Genomic DNA, 18,105 nt, shown 5'->3' on the forward strand with positions numbered 1-18,105 from the left:
AAACATGCTAATTTACGGAACGATCATGTTCCTCTGGTTATTTCCACCACGCTTTGGGAAATGAAATAATACCCATACTCTCCCATCCGTTCCGGTGAGTCTTTCATGCCGTTCGTCACCCAGGAGTAGATCATCCCTTGGTAGGCGAAGGAAACGGCGGTGATCCAGTGTTCATAGGGTATGACGGTTTTTTTCGACCGGAGCTGTTCCTCCAATCGTCCCCTCAGATAGGTGTTGAATTTGAGCGGAAAGGAGTAGCTGCTTCGCCCGTTGAAAAGAACACTGAAGAAGCGCTCATTTTCTTTGATGTAACTGAAGATATCCGTGAACGCTTCAACCGTTATTTGCCTGAATTCTATTTCTGCTGCATCGGATAAAACCGTTGTCGTGATGGCTTTTCCTCGGTTCTGGAGTTCCAGGATCAGCGCATCGATATTTTTCTCCAACAGATCATGTTTATCTACGTAATGCAGGTAAAAAGTTCCCCGATTCACTTTTGCCCGTCCGGTAAGTTCCCTCACCGTCACTTCTTCGATGGATTTTTCTTCCAGCAGGGTTATCAACGCATGCAACAGGTTTTTCTTTGTGGCTATAACGCGCTTGTCTTGCGATTGTTTATTAGGATTCATGATTAGCTCCTGCTTCCAGAGTCTTATTTGGAATTATTTTCTGATATAGACTCCCAAAATGCTAACATGATTATAGTATAGCCACCCCGAGATAACAAGTTTAACGGCCGCGGTTCAGATGGTCTGGCACGACAAAAAAACTGCCCCAGTCCATTAAAGTGGACCGAAGCAGTTTTTTTCGGAAGTGATACAGGTTTACGCCGTTTCCATCAATTAATCATCGTTGCTTCCGCCGCCGAAAAGCATCAGCAGACGGAGCAGTTGCAGGAAGCTCATGAAGGCCGCCGCGACATATGTCATGGCTGCTGCGACAAGAACTTTGCGGGCTTTCGGTACTTCTTGAGCATTCAGGATGCCGCCGTTCGACAGGATCTTCAGAGCTCGGCCGGATGCATTGAATTCGACAGGCAAAGTGACCACCTGGAATAGGAAGCTGAACGAGAAAAAGAGGATCCCCAAATTGAGGAACGTCTGGTTCATGCCTGCGAACACACCGATCATGATCATCGGCATGGAAAGCGTCTGACCTAAATTGGCGGCCGGGACCAAACCGGCACGCATGCGCAACGGAATGTAATTTTTTTGATCCTGGATCGCGTGACCGACTTCATGGGCAGCGACGCCGATAGCCGCAACCGAAGTCGAGTTGGCTGTCGTGTCGGAAAGACGCAATACTTTGGCGCGCGAGTCGTAGTGGTCGGTCAGATCTCCGCGGACGCGCTCGATCTGCACATCATGGATGCCTGATTGCTCAAGGATGAAGCGTGCTGCATCCGTAGCAGTGTAACCGTTTTGGCTTTTCACTTTGTTATAGGTATTGAAGGTACGTTTGACGAATCCCGAAGCAATCATGGAAACCACGATACCGAGGATGATCAATATATAGGTGCTATCGAAGAATGGATACAACATGTCTCATCAACCTTTCTTTTAGTTACTCTACAGTATAGCATCCGATTATGAAGAAAAGGTGAAGAATGCTTACGGTTGTGTAATTTTATCAAATTCTTTAGATATTCGTTATATGCATAACCAGACTCCGGTTGGCCGGAGGAAAACAGTTCAAGGTGGCCCCTGCTCCGGCGAGGCTCCGCCCACCGGAGGACGTCAGTGACCTCTGGGCGCAGCTCCAGGGAAGTTGGCCTCATAGGAGAACACAAAAAAATGTTGGCTGAACTCCGGCCAAGCCTCCATTCACAGGAGCAGCACAAGTTGCTGCTGCAATCTACGTTTACTCCAAATCAAGGGCTGCCTCGAATGAGACAGCCCCCAGTTGCTCTATTGATTTTATTTCCGGTATTTTTTCATGACTGTGACTAGGCGTTCCATCGCTTCCATCAGCGTTTTCGTTGGAGCTCCTAGGCTGATTCTCTCATATCCGCGGCCCTCGTCCCCGAATATGTAGCCTTCATCCAGGAACACTTGCGCTTCCTGCTCTGTGATGGTTTCTAAATGCTTGTGCGACAAACCGAAGGCACTGAAGTCCATCCATTGCAGATAAGTTCCTTCCAGATCGAAGACGGTCACTTCCGGCAGTTCCTTCGCCAAGAAATCCTTTAACGTCTCGTGGTTGTGCCAGATCAAAGCTTTGAACTCTTCCAGCCAGTCCTCGGCTGCCGTATAAGCGATCTCTGTCGCCTTCAAGCCGATGACGTTTGTTCCTCCGCCGATGCCGGTCATTTCCATATCCATCTTGAATGCCTTGTGGAGCTCCGGATTCGAAATGATGACGTTGGAATTGCGCAGGCCCGCGATATTGAAGGACTTGCTGGCGGCGGTTGCTGTGATACAGATGTCCGCTGCTGCTTCGGATATGGCTGCCATCGGTGTGAATATATGGCCGGGCATGATCAGATCGTGGTGGATTTCATCCGCCAAAATCACGACATCATTGGCGGCACAGATATCGACCACTTTCGCCAGTTCCGCTTTGGTCCAGACGCGGCCGACCGGATTATGCGGGTTACTAAACAGCATCAGTTTTATGTTCGGATCTTTGGCTTTTTCAGCTAAACCTTCAAAATCGATTTCGTAACGATCTCCGTTGCGGACCAACGAATTGTTGATCAACGTCCGTTTCGTGTTTTTGATCGACTTCATGAATGGGTAATAGACCGGTCCCATGTAAAGGACGCCGTCACCCGGTTCGGTGTATGCCCGAATAGCAGAATAGAACGCCGCGATGATGCCCGGTGTGCAGATGATCCATTCCTTCTTGATTTCCCAAGAATGGCGGTTGCCCATCCAGTTGATGATTGCGCGGTAATAGTCTTCGGTCGGCAGATCATAGCCCATCACGGCTGTTTCGATATATTCCTGCAGCCCTTTGACGATCTGCGGTGCTGTCTTTATGTCCAAATCCGCTACGGAAAAAGGAAAAACATCCTTTCCCACATTCGGATTGCTTCTGTACATGGCTGCCCATTTTTCGGAACCGGTGTTGCTCCGGTTGACGGGCGTTTCAAAATCATAATTCATGAATGCATCCTCCCAACATTTGACTTACTTTTCATTCTAACATTCGTTTTGACAATTGCCACCCCTAATCAGATTTTAATGCAAAGAAAATGGAGAATCCATTTCGGATACTCCATTTTTCCCATACATTCAGCGCCTCACCTATCAGCTTTTTCTCTTCAGCATTTTGAGGTAACTTTGATAATTTTTGTTGCCGCCGGAAAGGTTGTAGACTTCCTGGAAGCCTAAATTGATCAAGACATTCTGAGCGGCATTTCCGGTTACTCCCTTATTGCAGTAGGTAACTGTCGGAATCTCTTTGGAAAGCTCACCGGCGCGTGCACGCAGTTCCCCTAACGGGATGTGGATTGCATCTTGGACGTGCCCCTTCTCGAAGTCCTTGGCGGAACGCGTGTCGACCACTTGGATGGTTTCGCCTTTATGTTGCGTTTCGACCAATTGGGCCGGCGTCATCAAAGGATTTCCGTGCAAGGCGTTATCCAACGCCATGCCTGTATAATGGATAGGATCTTTTGTCGTTGCGAACGGCGGGGCATAAGCCAGGTCCAAATGGAACAGATCTTCCGCTTTCGCCTTGAAGGTGATGGCTGTGGCAAGGACATCGATCCGTTTGTCCACACCTTGAGTTCCTACAATTTGAGCACCCAAAACGCGTCCGGAAGCTTTATCCGCCAAGGCCTTGATGATCAGTTCCTTGCCGCCAAGGTATTCAGCGTGGTCAGGCTTGATGTTATAAAGGATTTCCACGGAATAACCGGCTGCCTTCGCTTCCCTTTCGGTCATGCCAGTCTGGCCGACATGCAGATTGAATACCCGGAAAATACCGGTACCCAGCACCCCACGATGTTCCAGATTTCCACCTGTAATCACATCACCGGCAATCCGTCCCATCTTGTTGGCCGTAGAGCCCAATGGACGGTAAATCGGTTTGCCTGTGATGACGGAGAAGCTTTCAGCCACATCGCCGACCGCATAAACATCCGGAAGATTCGTCTGCATTTTGCTGTTGACAGCAACCGCACCCGTAGCTCCGATTGTGACGCCGATTTCCTTCGGCAGTTGGATATTCGGACGCACGCCGGCAGCCAGGATGACAATATCCGTTTCAATGGTGGCGCCTTTTGTCGTCACCACTTTTTTGACGGCCCCCTTACCTTCGATGGTCTTGACCGTATCCCCGAGGTGCAAATGCACTCCATTGGCCATCAACACTTCTTCCACCCGGAAAGCCATATCCGCATCCATCGGTGGCATCACTTGATTTTCCAACTGAACGATGGTGACGTCCCAGCCTTTATGCACAAGCTGTTCGGCCATTTCCAGACCGATGAAACCGGCACCGATGATCAGTGCTTTTTTTGGTTGTTTCGCTTCCGAATAACTTTCAATGTCACGAAGGTCCTGGATGTTGCGGACATGGAAGACATTATCGTAAGCACCCTGATCGAACGGGGGAGGCGTAAGTGGCGCCGCACCTGTCGCGAAAACCAACACATCGTAAGCGTCCTCTTTGATTTCGCCGCTCTTCAGATCCTTAACTTGAATCTTTTTGGCTTCATGATCCACTTTCGTCACTTTGTGTTCCGTAAAGATGGAGACATCATATCTCTTTTTGAACCATTTTGCATCCCGCGGCGTCAGGCGATCCACTGAATCGACTTCCCCACCGATTTTGTAGGGGATACCGCAGACGGAATAGGAGATGTCTTTCCCTTGGTCATAGACGACTATTTCTGCTTCCTCAGTGTTTCTGCGCGCTTTCGCTGCAACGGAGGTGCCCGCAGCTACTGAACCGATTACGATGATTTTCATAATAATTTCTCCTTTTCAGTTAAGGTGGCTTATTTTACCGTTTTTACAGGATTCGCAATACTTTTTTCTTCTTCGGGAAACCAGTGTCTTGTAGAATTGGCGATTTTCACCAAAATCAACATTACAGGCACTTCAGTCAGGACGCCTACTACCGTAGCCAATGCTGCCGGAGAATCCATTCCGAACAATGCGATGGCAACCGCGACAGATAATTCAAAAAAGTTCGATGCACCGATCATCCCGGCAGGTGCAGCAATATTATACGGAAGCTTCAATGCTTTGCTTGCCAAATAGGCAATGAAGAAAATCAGGAATGTCTGCAGGATCAAGGGTACCGCGATCATCAAAATATGCAACGGATTTTCCAGGATGACCTCTCCTTGGAAAGAGAACAGCAAGACCAGCATCAATAAAAGCCCTGCAGTAGTTGCGCCATCAAATTTCGAAAGAAAATCTTTTTCGAAATAAGCGACGCCTTTTTTCTTTGTGACGAAGATCCGCGTCAAAACGCCACCGACCAACGGAATCACAACGAACAACACTACGGACAGGATCAAGGTGTCCCAAGGAACTGTAACATTGCTGACGCCCAATAAAAATTTGACGATCGGAATGAAAGCAACCAGGATGATCAGATCATTGGTCGCAACCTGAACGACTGTATACGCCGGATTGCCTTTTGTCAATTGGCTCCATACAAACACCATTGCGGTACAAGGGGCAGCTCCCAGCAGAATCGCACCGGCCAAATACTCCGTCGCCAACTCGGGCGTAATGAAATTTTGGAAAACTACAAAGAAGAAAAAAGCGGAAATAGCATACATGGTAAACGGTTTGATCAGCCAGTTCACTGCCCAAGTGACATAAAGTCCTTTCGGATTTTTCCCGACATCCCGGACGCTTTGGAAATCCACCTTCATCATCATCGGATAGATCATGACCCAGATCAATACGGCCGTCGGAATGGAGACGTTCGCGTATTCGAATTTCCCGAAGAATTCAGGTATGGCCGGCAGATATTTGCCGATTAAAACCCCCACCACCATACAGATTGCTACCCAGACACTCAGATATTTATTGAAGAATGAAATGCTTGATTGCTCTTTTCCACTCATTTTATTATACCCCCATTTATTGTTTTCCGCTCTTTACAGCACTATTTTATCGTCACTTGATCAGTTCTTTTTCTTCCGTTCCGCACACAACTTTTGACCGTACCGGTTCGCAGATACATGCCGGTGTATTGGCCATCAGTTCCGCTGTATCCGTCTTGAATTTTTCGAAGGCGTCTTTATTCAGGTCGTAATAATGCCACGTGCCAGATTTTTCCGTCGTCACCAATCCCGCCTTCACCAACAGATTGATGTGATGGGACAAAGTAGGCTGGGTAAAATCGAAATGTTCCAGTATGTCGCAGGCACACATGGCCCCGCAGGAAAGCATATCAACAATTTTGACGCGTTTCGAGTCGGCCAAAGCCTTTGCGATTTTTGCATAATTTTCATAATCCATGATCGCTGATTCTCCTTAAATATAGAAGTTTATCTATGTATCGTGGAAAAAGAAACTCGAGGCATGTATAAGCCACGACTCGAGTGCTTCTTCAGATGATGCGAGGGATGGCAATCAGTCTTAATGACCGTGGTTACATCCGCAACCGCCATGTGCTGCTCCCGCATGCTCATGGTTGTGGTGATGGCCCTGTCCACCGCAGCCACAGCCGCCTTTTTCGCTGTTGCCGCAACCGCAACCTGATTCTTCTTTTTCTACCTTTTCTGTTTCGGCAAATTCCTCCGAACCGCCACAACCACAGCCTCCGCGACCACAAGAGCCTTCCGATTCTTCAATGAAGCGGACGCCGATATAGCTTGTGATTTCATCGTTGGTCGGATAGCCACCGCTCTTGACGATTTCTCCGTCCACGACTGTGATCGGCAACACGCTATTGCCTTCTGCCTCGATTTTTTCGTTAACGGCCTTGTTGAGCGCGAACTGATCCGCATCATCCGTCAAATTAAAAAGCAATGCCTCGTAATTTTCCAATCCTTCCAAGGCCTCCATTACCGCTGCAATGCGCAAGGCATCCTGGCTGCTGAACAAGCTGCTGCTTGTTTCCGGTTCAAAAATAGTGATGTTTGTCATTTTTCGTGTCTCCTTATTCTCTTTCTATTTAAAGGTGAATCTTGTATTGATTTCAATTAAATATTGGTACTCTTATAATATAGATTTTCTTCTATCTACAGTCAATGCTGAATTCAACAAGAAACAAAAAAAGTGCGGGGATAAATGTTTCTCTTCCCCACACTTTTGATAACTTGCTTATTTTTTCAACATTTCTGCGATTTCTTCCGTACTGGCGACTTTACCGTAGGATACGACTTTCTCGTCGATGACCAATCCCGGTGTGCGCATGATGCCATATTTGGCGATGTCCTTCATGTCGGTCACTTTTGTGATGGTCGCTTCCATCCCCAATTCCTTCAATGCCTCTTCCGTGTTTTTGGCCAGATTCACGCAATTTTTGCAGCCTATACCCAAAATTTTGATTTCCATGATGATTCCTCCAGCTTATTATTTTTGATTTGCTTACATAAAAATAGGTCCCAAGAAATTGAATACATAGCCGATGATGACAATGCCGACTGCCACAATCCCAAAGAAAAGCCCCAACAATTTCGGTTTGACGACCTGCTTCAGCATGACCATCGACGGCAAGGACAACGCCGTCACGCCCATCATGAAGGACAATACGGTTCCTAATCCGACACCTTTTGCGACAAGCGCTTCGGAGATGGGCAGCGTCCCGAAAATATCTGCGTACATCGGAATGCCGACGAATGTTGCCACCAATACCGAATACCATTTATCCTGGCCCAGTAGAGCTGTGATGACAGATTCGGGGATCCAGTTGTGGATGGCAGCCCCGATGCCGACCCCAAGAAGCACGTAAATCCATACTTTCTGGACGACTTCCTTCACCTGATCGACCGCATAATCGACACGGTCTTTCCTTGTCAACTCGGCTTCCTCCAGTTCAATTGTCGGGCTGCCGAACACAAAGGATTCGACCTGGTCCTCCAGGTGCGCTTTCCCGATGAAGGTTCCGCCGACAACCGCAAGGATCAATCCCACAACGACATAGGCGATGGCAATCTTCCAGTTGAAGATGCTGGCCAAGAGGATGATCGATGCCAAATCGACAAGCGGTGAAGAGATCAGGAACGAAAACGTCACACCCAACGGCAATCCTGATCCGGTGAACCCGATGAAAAGCGGAATTGAAGAACAGGAACAGAACGGTGTAATCGTCCCCAATAATGCCGCCAGAATATTGGCGGTGATTCCATCAAAGCGTCCCAATATTTTCTTCGTCCGCTCAGGTGGAAAGAAGCTTTGCACGTATGAAATGGAAAAAATCAGCACCGACAACAGAATGAAAATTTTGATGACGTCGTAGATGAAGAAATGGATACTGGCGCCTACCCTACTGGCGAGGTCCAAACCGAAGACATCCCGGACAAGCACACCAACCAAATCGCTAAGCCACTGCATTTTTAATAACTGATCATTTAACCATTGAAAAATTCCCATGATGAACTGCACCTTCTAATTTATATTTTTCAATCTATCACATAGATGTTTATCTATGTGATAGTATATGCCGACACATAGATAAATGTCAATGTGTCGTTTTCGGGTAGTTGATGGCTTCAAAAAAGCTGCGATCATGCCGGAGCCAAACCCCGATTTTCGCAGTTTTTCCATCCAAAGATAGGTGTATTTCTCTGTTCGTCACTTTTGCAGCAGTTCTGCAATGTGCTTGGGCGTCAAGATCCGCCCATAGGAGACGACCTTTTCATTGATGACCAGCCCCGGTGTCTGCATGATGCCGTATTTTGCGATTTCTTTCGGTTCTTCCACTTTGGTGATGGTGGCTTCCATGCCGATTGTCTTCAGTGCCTCGGTTGCATTTGCCTGTAGTTTCTCGCAGTTGCGGCATCCTGGTCCCAGTATTTTGATTTCCATTTCCATCCCCTGCTCTCTCGTACTATACAGTTGTGCTTTGCTTGGCCATTGTCTGGAAAAAGTCCTTCAGTTCATCCAACTTTTCATGATTCACGGAATATTTGACCCAAATACCATCTTTTCTGCTGTCCACAAGGCCGCAATCTTTCATCATCTTCATGTGATAAGACAAGGTTGGTTGTGTGATTGAAAATTGATCCAATAATGCACAGGCGCACATTTCGCCTTCCGACAATAAATCCATGATTTCCAATCTGGTTTCGTCCGATAATACTTTCAGACATTTCACATAGGTTTTGTATTCGATTGCCATATTTATTTCCTCTTTTCCTGCTGTCATTTAAGGCACTTCAGCTCGCTCTGTCGCTCTTGGCGGCCTGCACATAGACATCTATCTATGTGAAGTATATACCCTCACAGCATGAATTACAATTCCCTTCTTGGACAGAAAAAAAGCATGTTAAAATGACTCGAGATGAAAAATTGATGAAAAAAGGTTTGACTGATTCTTATCCGCTTGTTATTATGTATTTAAATTTCAAAATAAATTCACATTGAAAAGATAAGTACGGATGGACGAAATGCACAGAGAACCTCGGCAGTTGAGAAGAGGACAGGGATGCTATCCGGAAAATGGTCTTCGAGTGAGTGGCCGGCGAACGCTCTTTTAGAACCTTAGCCCTCCACGGGAATGCCCGTTACAGCATCACAGTATCCCAGAACAGCGATTTGCTGCGGCGTACTGGTTAAGGGAAAAATCGAGAGGTTTTTCTGAAACAAGGTGGTAACACGATGAATCTTTCATACGTCCTTGCGCAGCACAATGCGCAAGGACGTATTTTTTTACAAAAAAACAAACGAAAGAAGGAAAATATCATGACAACCCAAACAACTTTAAGCAGAACGAAAGCGCCCTTCCGCGCAGACCACGTAGGAAGCTTCCTGCGTCCCGAAAGCATCAAAAAAGCCCGAAAAGAGCTAGCTGAAGGCTCAATCACGAAGGAAGCCTTGCGCGAAATCGAAAATGTTGAGATCACGCGCATCGTCGACAAACAGATTGCACTTGGCTACAAAGGCATCACGGACGGCGAGTTCAGACGCTCTTATTGGCATTTCGATTTTCTTGAGAATCTCTTGGGCTTTGAGGGTTATCTTGCTGCGCAAGGCAAACAATTCCACAACGTTGTGACCAGCGCCCACAGCGTGCGTAATATCGGCAAGATCGCCTTTAATCCGGAACACCCCTTCTTTGCGGACTATGCTTTCTTGGCTGAAGCAGTCGGCGACAGAGCCGTTGCGAAAGTATCGATTCCGAGCCCGAACCAATTGATCCGCCTCGGTTTCCGCAACGAAGAATTTTATCCTACTTTGGAGGAGTACGCTGCCGACCTGCAGCAGGCATACCGCGACACGATCCTGCACTTCTATTCGCTGGGCAACCGTTACATCCAGATCGATGACACTTTCTGGGGCGACCTTTGTTCGGACAAAGCGCTGGAAATTTTCGGTTCTCAGGAAACTTATGATGAATTGAAGCGCGTCGCTACTGAAAACGTTAAAAACATCCAGATTGGTTTGCCTGAAGATCTAGTCGTCACGACGCATATTTGCCGCGGTAACTTCCGTTCATCCTATTCGCAGGAAGGCGCTTATGAGCCTGTTGCGAAAGAGCTGTTCGGCGAAACCGGCTTTGATGGTTTCTTCCTTGAATATGATACTGACCGTGCTGGTGGGTTCGAACCATTGCGCTACTACAAAGGCGATGGCCAAATCATCCTGGGCCTGATCACTTCAAAGACGCCGGAACTGGAGGATATCGCCGAAGTCAAAGCGCGGATTGCTGAAGCAACCAAATATGTGCCTTTGGAGCAATTATGCCTGAGTCCGCAATGCGGCTTCGCTTCAACTGAAGAAGGAAACAATCTGACAGAAGAACAACAATGGGCTAAATTGGCATTGGTCAAACAAATCGCTGACGAAGTCTGGGGAGACTGACAATTTGTTGAATTGTTGGGTCGGAGCACTCAACAATCCCGACAACAAAAAACGCATCCCCACTCATTTTCTGAGTGGTGATGCGTTTTTTTGGCTTGACAGCGAGCAGGCGTTGGCTGTACCCACGGGTCCGGTCGTTAGTTTTCATGTGAATATTCTCATTTGCTACTATTCAAAATGTTAATGAGCTGTCATACTATATTCAGAGTATCACTGTATACTCTGAAGTTACTGAGAGAATTTACTCTTTTTCTTTAGACCTCCGAACCGAATGGTGAAGCTGCAACTTTGCCGTCCACTTTCTAAAGGATATGGTCCATCAAAGGACAGCGAAAAACGCCACCCGAAAAGTGGCGTTTTTTGTTATTCTTCTTTTTCTGCGTTGGCTTCCTTTAAATAGATAGCGATCAGCTCATCGCGGACCGCTATCCATTCCGGCCTGCGGTCTTCGAGATGGACCCGGTTCGAAAGCAACAGAAATGCTTTTTGCCGGTTTGGATCCAGTATCATGAAGGTGCCGGTGTAGCCGGTATGCCACAAGACAAAGTCTTCCTTATCCTGAAAAAGGTTCCAACCCAACGAGCGCGGCTGGCTCAGAACGCCTCCCCAATCCTGCAGCAAGGCTTGGACACTCTCTTTCCACAAAATCCGCTGGCCCTCCCACTCTCCGAAATGCAGCAGCATTTGGCTGAATCGGATCAGATCCTGCATCGGCGCAAACAACCCGGCGCTCCCGCAATGCCTATCCAAGACAAGCGCTTTGGGATCGTGCACAACACCCCGGATAACGCCCCTGGTCGGATGGTTTTGCGTCGGAACGCAACGCATCGCATCGATCGGTTTGTAGGTGCTGCCCATCATGGCTAGCGGCTGCTTGATGCGTTGCTCAAAGTTTTCCTCAACCGATTTCCCTGTCAGCTTCTCGATGATGAAGCCTGCCAAGATCAATCCGGTGTCGGTATAGACCACTTTTTCCCCGAGGTTTTCTCCCGGCTCAAGGGCTATCAAGGCGGCAGCGAGCTCCTCGCCTGACAGAGTATCGCGATTTTTGATATAGCCTTTCAAGTCTGACGTATGCGTCAGCAGGTGCCGGATCGTTACCGCAGTGGAAGGAAATGCCGACAGATACGCCCGCACCGGATCTTCGAAGTCGATTTCCCTTTCCTCGTGCAGTTGAAGCAGCAGCGTCGTCGTGACAATCACCTTCGTCAAAGAAGCCACATCATAGAGCATGCCCTCCCGCAAAGCTTCCCACTCTGGCAGGATCGCCGCTGACCCAATTAGGTGAGTTTCCGTTTCGTCCTTGTCGATGAATGTATAGGTCGCCCCAGGGAAAACACTCCCTTCCAACATTTCGGCGATTTTCTCTTGGGTTTCTGGATACATCAGTAGGCGCCTCCTTTCCATCATTATAGTTGTCTATCATTATAACGCATCCGAAGCCTGATGCGCGGCACCTTTCGAATGCTTTTTACAATTTTGGGGAAGAATGGCGCGAGATTTGCGAAGCACTTTTCAATTTAAGAAAGAAACAGCCTTATCAGCGGATCATGTGTTAGAATATTGTATACTAGTGAACTTATTGGGGGAATGTAATTCGATGGGGTATTTTAAGGAGCGTCTGTATCAGCAATACGTGATATTATTCATCTTCTACTTTATGTCCATGGCGGCTTTATCATCATTGATCACCGTCTACATGCGCGACTTGGGAAAAAGCGGGTCGGAAATTTCATTCATCCTTATCCTTTCAAACATAATCGCACTCATCATCCAAGGACTTATCGGGTATTCAAATGAAAAATGGGGAACCCGCAAAACGGTCACCATCTATGTGTTGATTTCAGCTTTCATCAGCTGTGGACTCTTTTTCTTCACAGGCAACTGGCTCTTCGGGCTCGTTTATGGTTTGGCGAACGCCATCACCTTAGGGCTCGCACCGCTGTTCGATGTGCTTGCGGCCAACAGCCCTTACAGGTTCGGCCAAATTCGCCTCTGGGGAACAATCGGCTATGCTGCCGGGCAACAGATTTCTGGGATCATTTACGATTTTGTGTCTCCGAAATCGATTTTTGTGCTCTATCTCGCCTGTTATTGTGCAAGCATTGTGTTCCTTTATCTCTTGCCTAAACCGGAGCAACCGACTTCCGCTCCCGTGCATTCATCCGAGAAGCAGGAGGATACTCCCGGAGGCAATACACTCAAGAACATCTTCCAGAACAAACTTTTCATCACTTATCTGCTTTTGGCGTTCATCATTTTCGGCACGAACACGGTCAACACCAGTTATCTGCCGTTGCTTTTGACCGATACGGGTGCTCCAGTCGCACTTGTCAGCACTACCCTAACAGTGGCCCTGTTTGCGGAAGTCATCGCGATGGCGTTGTCGCACCGCTTCATGGACCATTTCACTAACAAACAGCTCCTTCTAGCCATTTTGTTCCTGTCGGGGATAGAGTATCTGATCAATTTCCTTTCGAGCGACTTTCTGGTGCTTTCCATTGCGACCGTCCTGACCAAGTTTTTCGCTTCCGGCACTTTCATCATGCTGAACCTCAAGATGGTCTCCACCTTATTGAACCGGAAACTGATCGCCACTGGAACAGCCGTCGTCGCTATGCTCTCCAGGAACATCGGCACCATCTTCTTCCAATTGATGGCCGGCCCCATCATCGACACAATCGGGCTGAATTACCTTTACCTGCTCCTTTTCGTCTTCACGGTCATCGCTGCGGTGATCGCCTTACTGTTCAAAGTACCGGCACAACCGAAAGAACGCCTTTTTTCTTGATGACAACTTTAATAACAAAAACGGCCAGGGAATCCAATTTCCCTGGCCGTTTTTTTATTTTGATACAGCTATCAGTTCCTGACTCGTCTGATGATCAGCTTCGTCGCTTCCATCAATGCGACCGCGGCCAAAGCCAATCCTGCCGCCATCCCGAAATGCACCAAACCGAAGTCGGCAGGTATCGAGAAGATGCCGCGTCCCGTCGGCAACAAAGTCGCTGCGTACAGTGTGCTGCAGAATGCTACGGCATAGAGGACATATTTGTTCGTAAAGAAGCCTGCTCCGATGGCCGTCTGAGAATTTGAACGGGCCGGGAATATCTGCAAGGTGCGCGCGATGATCAAGGTAGAGAATGCCATGGCTACACTCATTTCAGCCGAGTAGCCGCGTCCGATGTATTGCGAAAGGATGACGGCTGCGCCGATCAGCACCCCGCGGTAGATGACCGAAACAAGCGTATCGCCCGAGAAGATGCCCTCGTTTGGATTCCTTGGTTTGCGGGACATCACGTCAGGCTCGCCCTTCTCCATCCCCAAAGCAATCGCGGGAATGGAATCATTGACCAAGTTGATGAACAGCAGCTGCAGGGCAGTGAACGGATTCACCCAGTCCATCAGGAGAGCCGCGATAATGGCGATGATCGCCCCCAGATTTCCAGAGAATAGATAGGCAATGGCTTTCTTGATGTTGTCATAGACGTTCCGGCCGACTCCGACCGCGCTGACGATGGAAACAAAATTATCGTCGGTCAGCACCATCGCTGCCGCCTCTTTCGCTACATCCGTTCCGCTGCCCATGGCGATGCCGATATCAGCCTGCTTCAAAGCCGGCGCATCATTCACCCCGTCACCCGTCATTGCGGTGACATGGCCTTTGTTCTGCCAGGCGCGGACAATCCGGATTTTGTTTTCTGGAGATACCCGAGCATAGACGGATACCCGCTCCAAAATACCATCCAATTCCCGATCGCTGAGGTTGTCCAGCTCCTGTCCAGTCAAAGCGAGGTCTTCCTCATCCGCAATGCCGATGTCGCGGGCAATTGCGCGCGCCGTTGTTTTGTGGTCGCCGGTGATCATCACGGTCTTGATGCCGGCCTTCTTCGCTTCCTCAACCGCGGCATATACCGCTTCTCGTGGCGGATCGATCATCGCCATGAGTCCGACCAGGATCAGATCGTGCTCCACGTTGAAATCGCGCGCCTCTTTTTCCTCCAGCGGCCTGTATGCGAAAGCCAGCACACGCAGGGCGCGTCTTGAGAAATGTTCGTTCTGTTCCTTGACTTCCCTCATCAGCTCCTTCGTCAACGGCAACACCTCACCGTTGATCAATATTTTGGTGCTGCGCCCAAATACGACATCAGGACCTCCTTTAGTCAGGAGCACGCGTTCGCCATCGATTGTGTGGACCGTTGACATCAGCTTTCGTTCCGAATCGAAAGGCAACTCTGCTTCGCGGGGATAGGTTTCCCGCAGCTCGCCAAACGGCTGGTTCATTTTGTTGCTGAAGACGACCATCGCAACTTCCGTGGGATCCCCCAATTTCTGCCCTTCCGTGTTGATGCTGGCATCGTTTGCCAAGACAGCGATTTGCATCAATCTCTGCTCATCAAATGACCACGTCCGCGGCTGATCGTTGAAGATGCCGGATTGGCCGTTCGCCAAATAATGATCGACGATCGTCATCTTGTTCTGTGTCAAGGTTCCAGTCTTGTCGGTGGCGATGATGCTTGTCGACCCCAACGTTTCCACTGCGGGCAACTTGCGGATGATTGCGTTTTGCTTGGCCATCTTTTTCGTGCCTATCGAAAGTACAATCGTCACAATCGACTGCAGGGCTTCCGGGATGGCGGCAACAGCCACGGCTACAGCGAACATGAAGGCGCTCAATATTCCTGCGCCCATGTCTGTTGTGCCTCCCCCCAGCATGCGGATGAACTGGATACCGAAAATGAGGCCGGAAAGCATCAGAATGCCCACTCCCAATTTTTTGCTGAAGTGCTCCAGATTCTTTTGCAGCGGCGTTTGCTTGGCCAGCGCATTTTCCAATAGGTTCGCCACTTTACCAATTTCCGTGTCATTGGCAATGCCCGTGACGACGAACTCGCCGCGGCCGTATACCGCCAGCGTCCCACTGTGCACCATATTGGAGCGATCGCCTATCGTGACAGCGCCGTTGATATCCTTAACCGCTTTGTCCGCAGGAATGGACTCCCCGGTCAGCATCCCTTCATCCACCTTCAGCGACCCAGCTTCAATCAGGCGACCGTCCGCCGGGACATAATCGCCGGCGTTGAGGCTGACGATGTCGCCGACAACCAATTCCCTTGCCGGAATGGTCAGCCTTGCGCCAGCCCTTCTTACCTTAGCCATCGGAGCGGACAGGCTCTTCAAGGCATCCAGCGAACCTTCCGCTTTACGGGTCTGGATGACGCTGACGATCGCATTGATTATCAGCACAGCAAAAATAATCAAGGATTCTGCCGCATGTCCCATGACCATCTGAATCGTGGCGACAGCCAGCAATACGATGACTATCGCATCCTTGAAGGTCTCTACAAACAACTTCAGAACCGAATCCCGTTCCTTCGTCGCTAGTTCATTGAATCCACATTCTGCCTGTCTAGTTCCGACGACCTGCTCATCGAGCCCTTCCTTAGTGCTGCCAGTTTCCGTAAAGATTGTCTCCAGACTTTTCTGGTATGCCGCCAAGGAAGTTCCCCCCGGCTTGTTCTTGTGTGGATGGCCCGCATTCCGTTTTGCTTCCAGCGTTTTTGTGCCTATTTTTTCATTTTCCATTCGTTATCCCCCTGTTTTAGTCATCTGTTCTCATCTATTTTCATGGTTCACCGTTGTATCGTTTTCCCTATCCTTGCATCACGTTTCTGCCGCTTTCACCCCATTTTTTCCCGCAATTGAGAAATAAAAAAGAGACTTACGCGCTACCGTTTCTCTCAAGAAACGGTAGGCGTAAGTCTCACTATTTAAGGCAATGCCAGAAGGTCCTCTCGGATCTACTTATTGTTGGCATTGCCGCAGCTCGGCTGCTAGTTACTCCCCTACGGAAAACTTCTATTTAATTCTTTTTTACTATAAACGACAGGTCAGCAGAAAGCAAATTTGAAGCCTTCGCTTTTTCATTTCTTTTTGCGGATCATATCGAAACGCTCGACCACGAAAGGAACTTTCATCATCACGGTCATCATAGCGTTAGGCGCACGGTCGATTGCTTCATCGTGTTCGTTCCAGATAGCATCCACTGTCAGCACGTTGTGGCGCAATCCCGGCCCGTAGAATTCGATTTCGTCTCCGACACCGAAATTGTTCCGTTGCTGGATCGTAGCCATCTGCGTTTCCGGATCGTAGGCCATCACTTGGCCGACGAAACCGTAGCGCGGAATTTTGCGGCGTTGGCCGAAGAGTTGTTCATCCTCGGTCGGATCCTTGTAGAAGAAACCGGTAGCCAATTCGCGCTGCGCGACTTTCCACAACTCATCCACCCATTCCTGCTTCAGTTCATAATGATCGGGATCGGCGCAATAAGCATCCACGGCTTTGCGATAGACATTGACTACAGTCGACACGTAGTGGATCGATTTCATGCGCCCTTCGATTTTCAGGCTGTCGACGCCGCTCTCGATCAGATCGGGCAGGTGCTCCAGCATCGAAAGATCGACGGCACTCATGGAAAATTTTTCTTCGATGCCTTCTTCGCCTGCACCTACAGGGTTCTGTTGCCCCAACAACGGCATATCGAACAGGCCATATTTCCAACGGCAAGACTGCGCGCAGCCTCCGCGGTTGGCATCACGGTTCGACATGTGGTTGGAGAGGACACAACGGCCCGAGTAGGAGATGCACATCGCCCCATGGACGAAGGCTTCGATTTCGACATCGGTCTTCTCGTTCATTTCCTGAATTTCTGCCATCGATACTTCACGAGCCAAAACGACGCGCTCCAAGCCTTCGCTCGCCCAGAAGTTAAGCGTCTGGTAGTTGGTCGCGGAAGCCTGGGTCGACAAATGGATCGGCAATCCTGGCGCGTCGGTCACGGCGATCTCCATCAGCGCGGGATCCGAAATCAGAACCGCGTCGATGCCGATATCGCGGATTGTGCGGAAGAATTCGCCTGCGCCTTCCTCGTTGCCTTCATGGGTGACCATATTAGCGGCGACATAGATCTTGGAACCATGGCTATGCGCAAAAGCGACTGCTTCCGCCATTTCCTCATAGTCGAAATTGCCTGCGCGGCTGCGCAAACCGTACGCTTCTCCACCGATATAAACGGCGTCAGCTCCGTAATGGATGGCTGTCTTCAATTTTTCCAATGTTCCGCCCGGGGCCAAGACCTCGGGCTTCTTTGTTATTGTTCGCATGT

At 49.0% G+C, this 18,105-nt stretch carries 16 protein-coding genes; 2 read left to right on the forward strand and 14 right to left on the reverse strand.

Annotated features, from left to right (window positions below; translation table 11 throughout):
- Window positions 1-23: 23 nt before the first annotated feature.
- From BLV66_RS06790 to BLV66_RS06840, 11 genes are all read right to left on the reverse strand, one after another.
- Window positions 24-629 carry a TetR/AcrR family transcriptional regulator gene (locus tag BLV66_RS06790; protein ID WP_086987228.1) on the reverse strand — a complete coding sequence of 202 codons (606 nt, stop codon included), beginning with the start codon at window positions 627-629 and terminating at the stop codon, window positions 24-26.
- Window positions 630-842: 213 nt separating this feature from the next.
- The gene (locus BLV66_RS06795) at window positions 843-1,541 is read right to left on the reverse strand and encodes a zinc metallopeptidase (protein WP_086987227.1); all 699 of its coding nucleotides are present in this window, start codon (window positions 1,539-1,541) and stop codon (window positions 843-845) included.
- Window positions 1,542-1,916: 375 nt separating this feature from the next.
- A complete protein-coding gene (locus BLV66_RS06800; protein ID WP_086987226.1) occupies window positions 1,917-3,107 on the reverse strand; it encodes a MalY/PatB family protein in 1,191 nt (396 codons plus the stop codon).
- Between the two features lie 144 nt (window positions 3,108-3,251).
- Window positions 3,252-4,919: an FAD-dependent oxidoreductase gene (locus BLV66_RS06805; RefSeq protein WP_086987225.1), complete on the reverse strand. Its 1,668-nt coding sequence runs from the start codon at window positions 4,917-4,919 to the stop codon at window positions 3,252-3,254.
- Window positions 4,920-4,948: 29 nt separating this feature from the next.
- Window positions 4,949-6,034 (reverse strand): ACR3 family arsenite efflux transporter, encoded by a 1,086-nt coding sequence (arsB, locus tag BLV66_RS06810; RefSeq protein ID WP_086987224.1) that lies wholly within the window; start codon window positions 6,032-6,034, stop codon window positions 4,949-4,951.
- 52 nt (window positions 6,035-6,086) lie between these two features.
- Window positions 6,087-6,431: an ArsR/SmtB family transcription factor gene (locus BLV66_RS06815; RefSeq protein ID WP_086987223.1), complete on the reverse strand. Its 345-nt coding sequence runs from the start codon at window positions 6,429-6,431 to the stop codon at window positions 6,087-6,089.
- A gap of 120 nt (window positions 6,432-6,551) precedes the next feature.
- Window positions 6,552-7,061: an arsenic metallochaperone ArsD family protein gene (locus tag BLV66_RS06820; RefSeq protein WP_086987222.1), complete on the reverse strand. Its 510-nt coding sequence runs from the start codon at window positions 7,059-7,061 to the stop codon at window positions 6,552-6,554.
- Window positions 7,062-7,238: 177 nt separating this feature from the next.
- On the reverse strand, window positions 7,239-7,472 hold the full coding sequence (locus BLV66_RS06825; RefSeq protein ID WP_086987221.1) for a thioredoxin family protein: 234 nt from the start codon (window positions 7,470-7,472) through the stop codon (window positions 7,239-7,241).
- A gap of 33 nt (window positions 7,473-7,505) precedes the next feature.
- On the reverse strand, window positions 7,506-8,510 hold the full coding sequence (locus tag BLV66_RS06830) for a permease (RefSeq protein ID WP_086987220.1): 1,005 nt from the start codon (window positions 8,508-8,510) through the stop codon (window positions 7,506-7,508).
- Window positions 8,511-8,711: 201 nt separating this feature from the next.
- On the reverse strand, window positions 8,712-8,945 hold the full coding sequence (locus BLV66_RS06835; RefSeq protein WP_086987219.1) for a thioredoxin family protein: 234 nt from the start codon (window positions 8,943-8,945) through the stop codon (window positions 8,712-8,714).
- Between the two features lie 22 nt (window positions 8,946-8,967).
- Window positions 8,968-9,285, reverse strand: coding sequence for an ArsR/SmtB family transcription factor (locus BLV66_RS06840; protein WP_245826736.1), 318 nt, complete (start codon window positions 9,283-9,285; stop codon window positions 8,968-8,970).
- 536 nt (window positions 9,286-9,821) lie between these two features.
- On the opposite strand from BLV66_RS06840, the gene BLV66_RS06845 reads away from it, so the two are divergent.
- Window positions 9,822-10,940, forward strand: a complete 1,119-nt coding sequence (locus BLV66_RS06845) for a 5-methyltetrahydropteroyltriglutamate--homocysteine S-methyltransferase (RefSeq protein ID WP_086987659.1) — start codon at window positions 9,822-9,824, stop codon at window positions 10,938-10,940.
- Between the two features lie 363 nt (window positions 10,941-11,303).
- Here the strand turns inward: BLV66_RS06845 and BLV66_RS06850 are convergent, their stop codons facing one another.
- Window positions 11,304-12,326 (reverse strand): serine hydrolase domain-containing protein, encoded by a 1,023-nt coding sequence (locus BLV66_RS06850; protein WP_086987218.1) that lies wholly within the window; start codon window positions 12,324-12,326, stop codon window positions 11,304-11,306.
- 214 nt (window positions 12,327-12,540) lie between these two features.
- Between BLV66_RS06850 and BLV66_RS06855 the strand changes: the two genes are divergently transcribed.
- Window positions 12,541-13,731, forward strand: coding sequence for an MFS transporter (locus BLV66_RS06855; RefSeq protein ID WP_176974161.1), 1,191 nt, complete (start codon window positions 12,541-12,543; stop codon window positions 13,729-13,731).
- Window positions 13,732-13,802: 71 nt separating this feature from the next.
- Here BLV66_RS06855 and BLV66_RS06860 read toward each other — a convergent pair whose 3' ends face one another.
- Together BLV66_RS06860 and BLV66_RS06865 are read right to left on the reverse strand one after the other, a co-directional pair.
- Window positions 13,803-16,526: a cation-translocating P-type ATPase gene (locus BLV66_RS06860; RefSeq protein WP_086987216.1), complete on the reverse strand. Its 2,724-nt coding sequence runs from the start codon at window positions 16,524-16,526 to the stop codon at window positions 13,803-13,805.
- A gap of 338 nt (window positions 16,527-16,864) precedes the next feature.
- Entirely contained in the window at window positions 16,865-18,103 is a 1,239-nt protein-coding gene (locus BLV66_RS06865) for a peptidase U32 family protein (protein WP_086987215.1), read from the reverse strand.
- Window positions 18,104-18,105: the final 2 nt, after the last annotated feature.

The organism is Trichococcus collinsii (genome assembly GCF_900107505.1).
GTDB classification, from domain to species: domain Bacteria; phylum Bacillota; class Bacilli; order Lactobacillales; family Aerococcaceae; genus Trichococcus; species Trichococcus collinsii.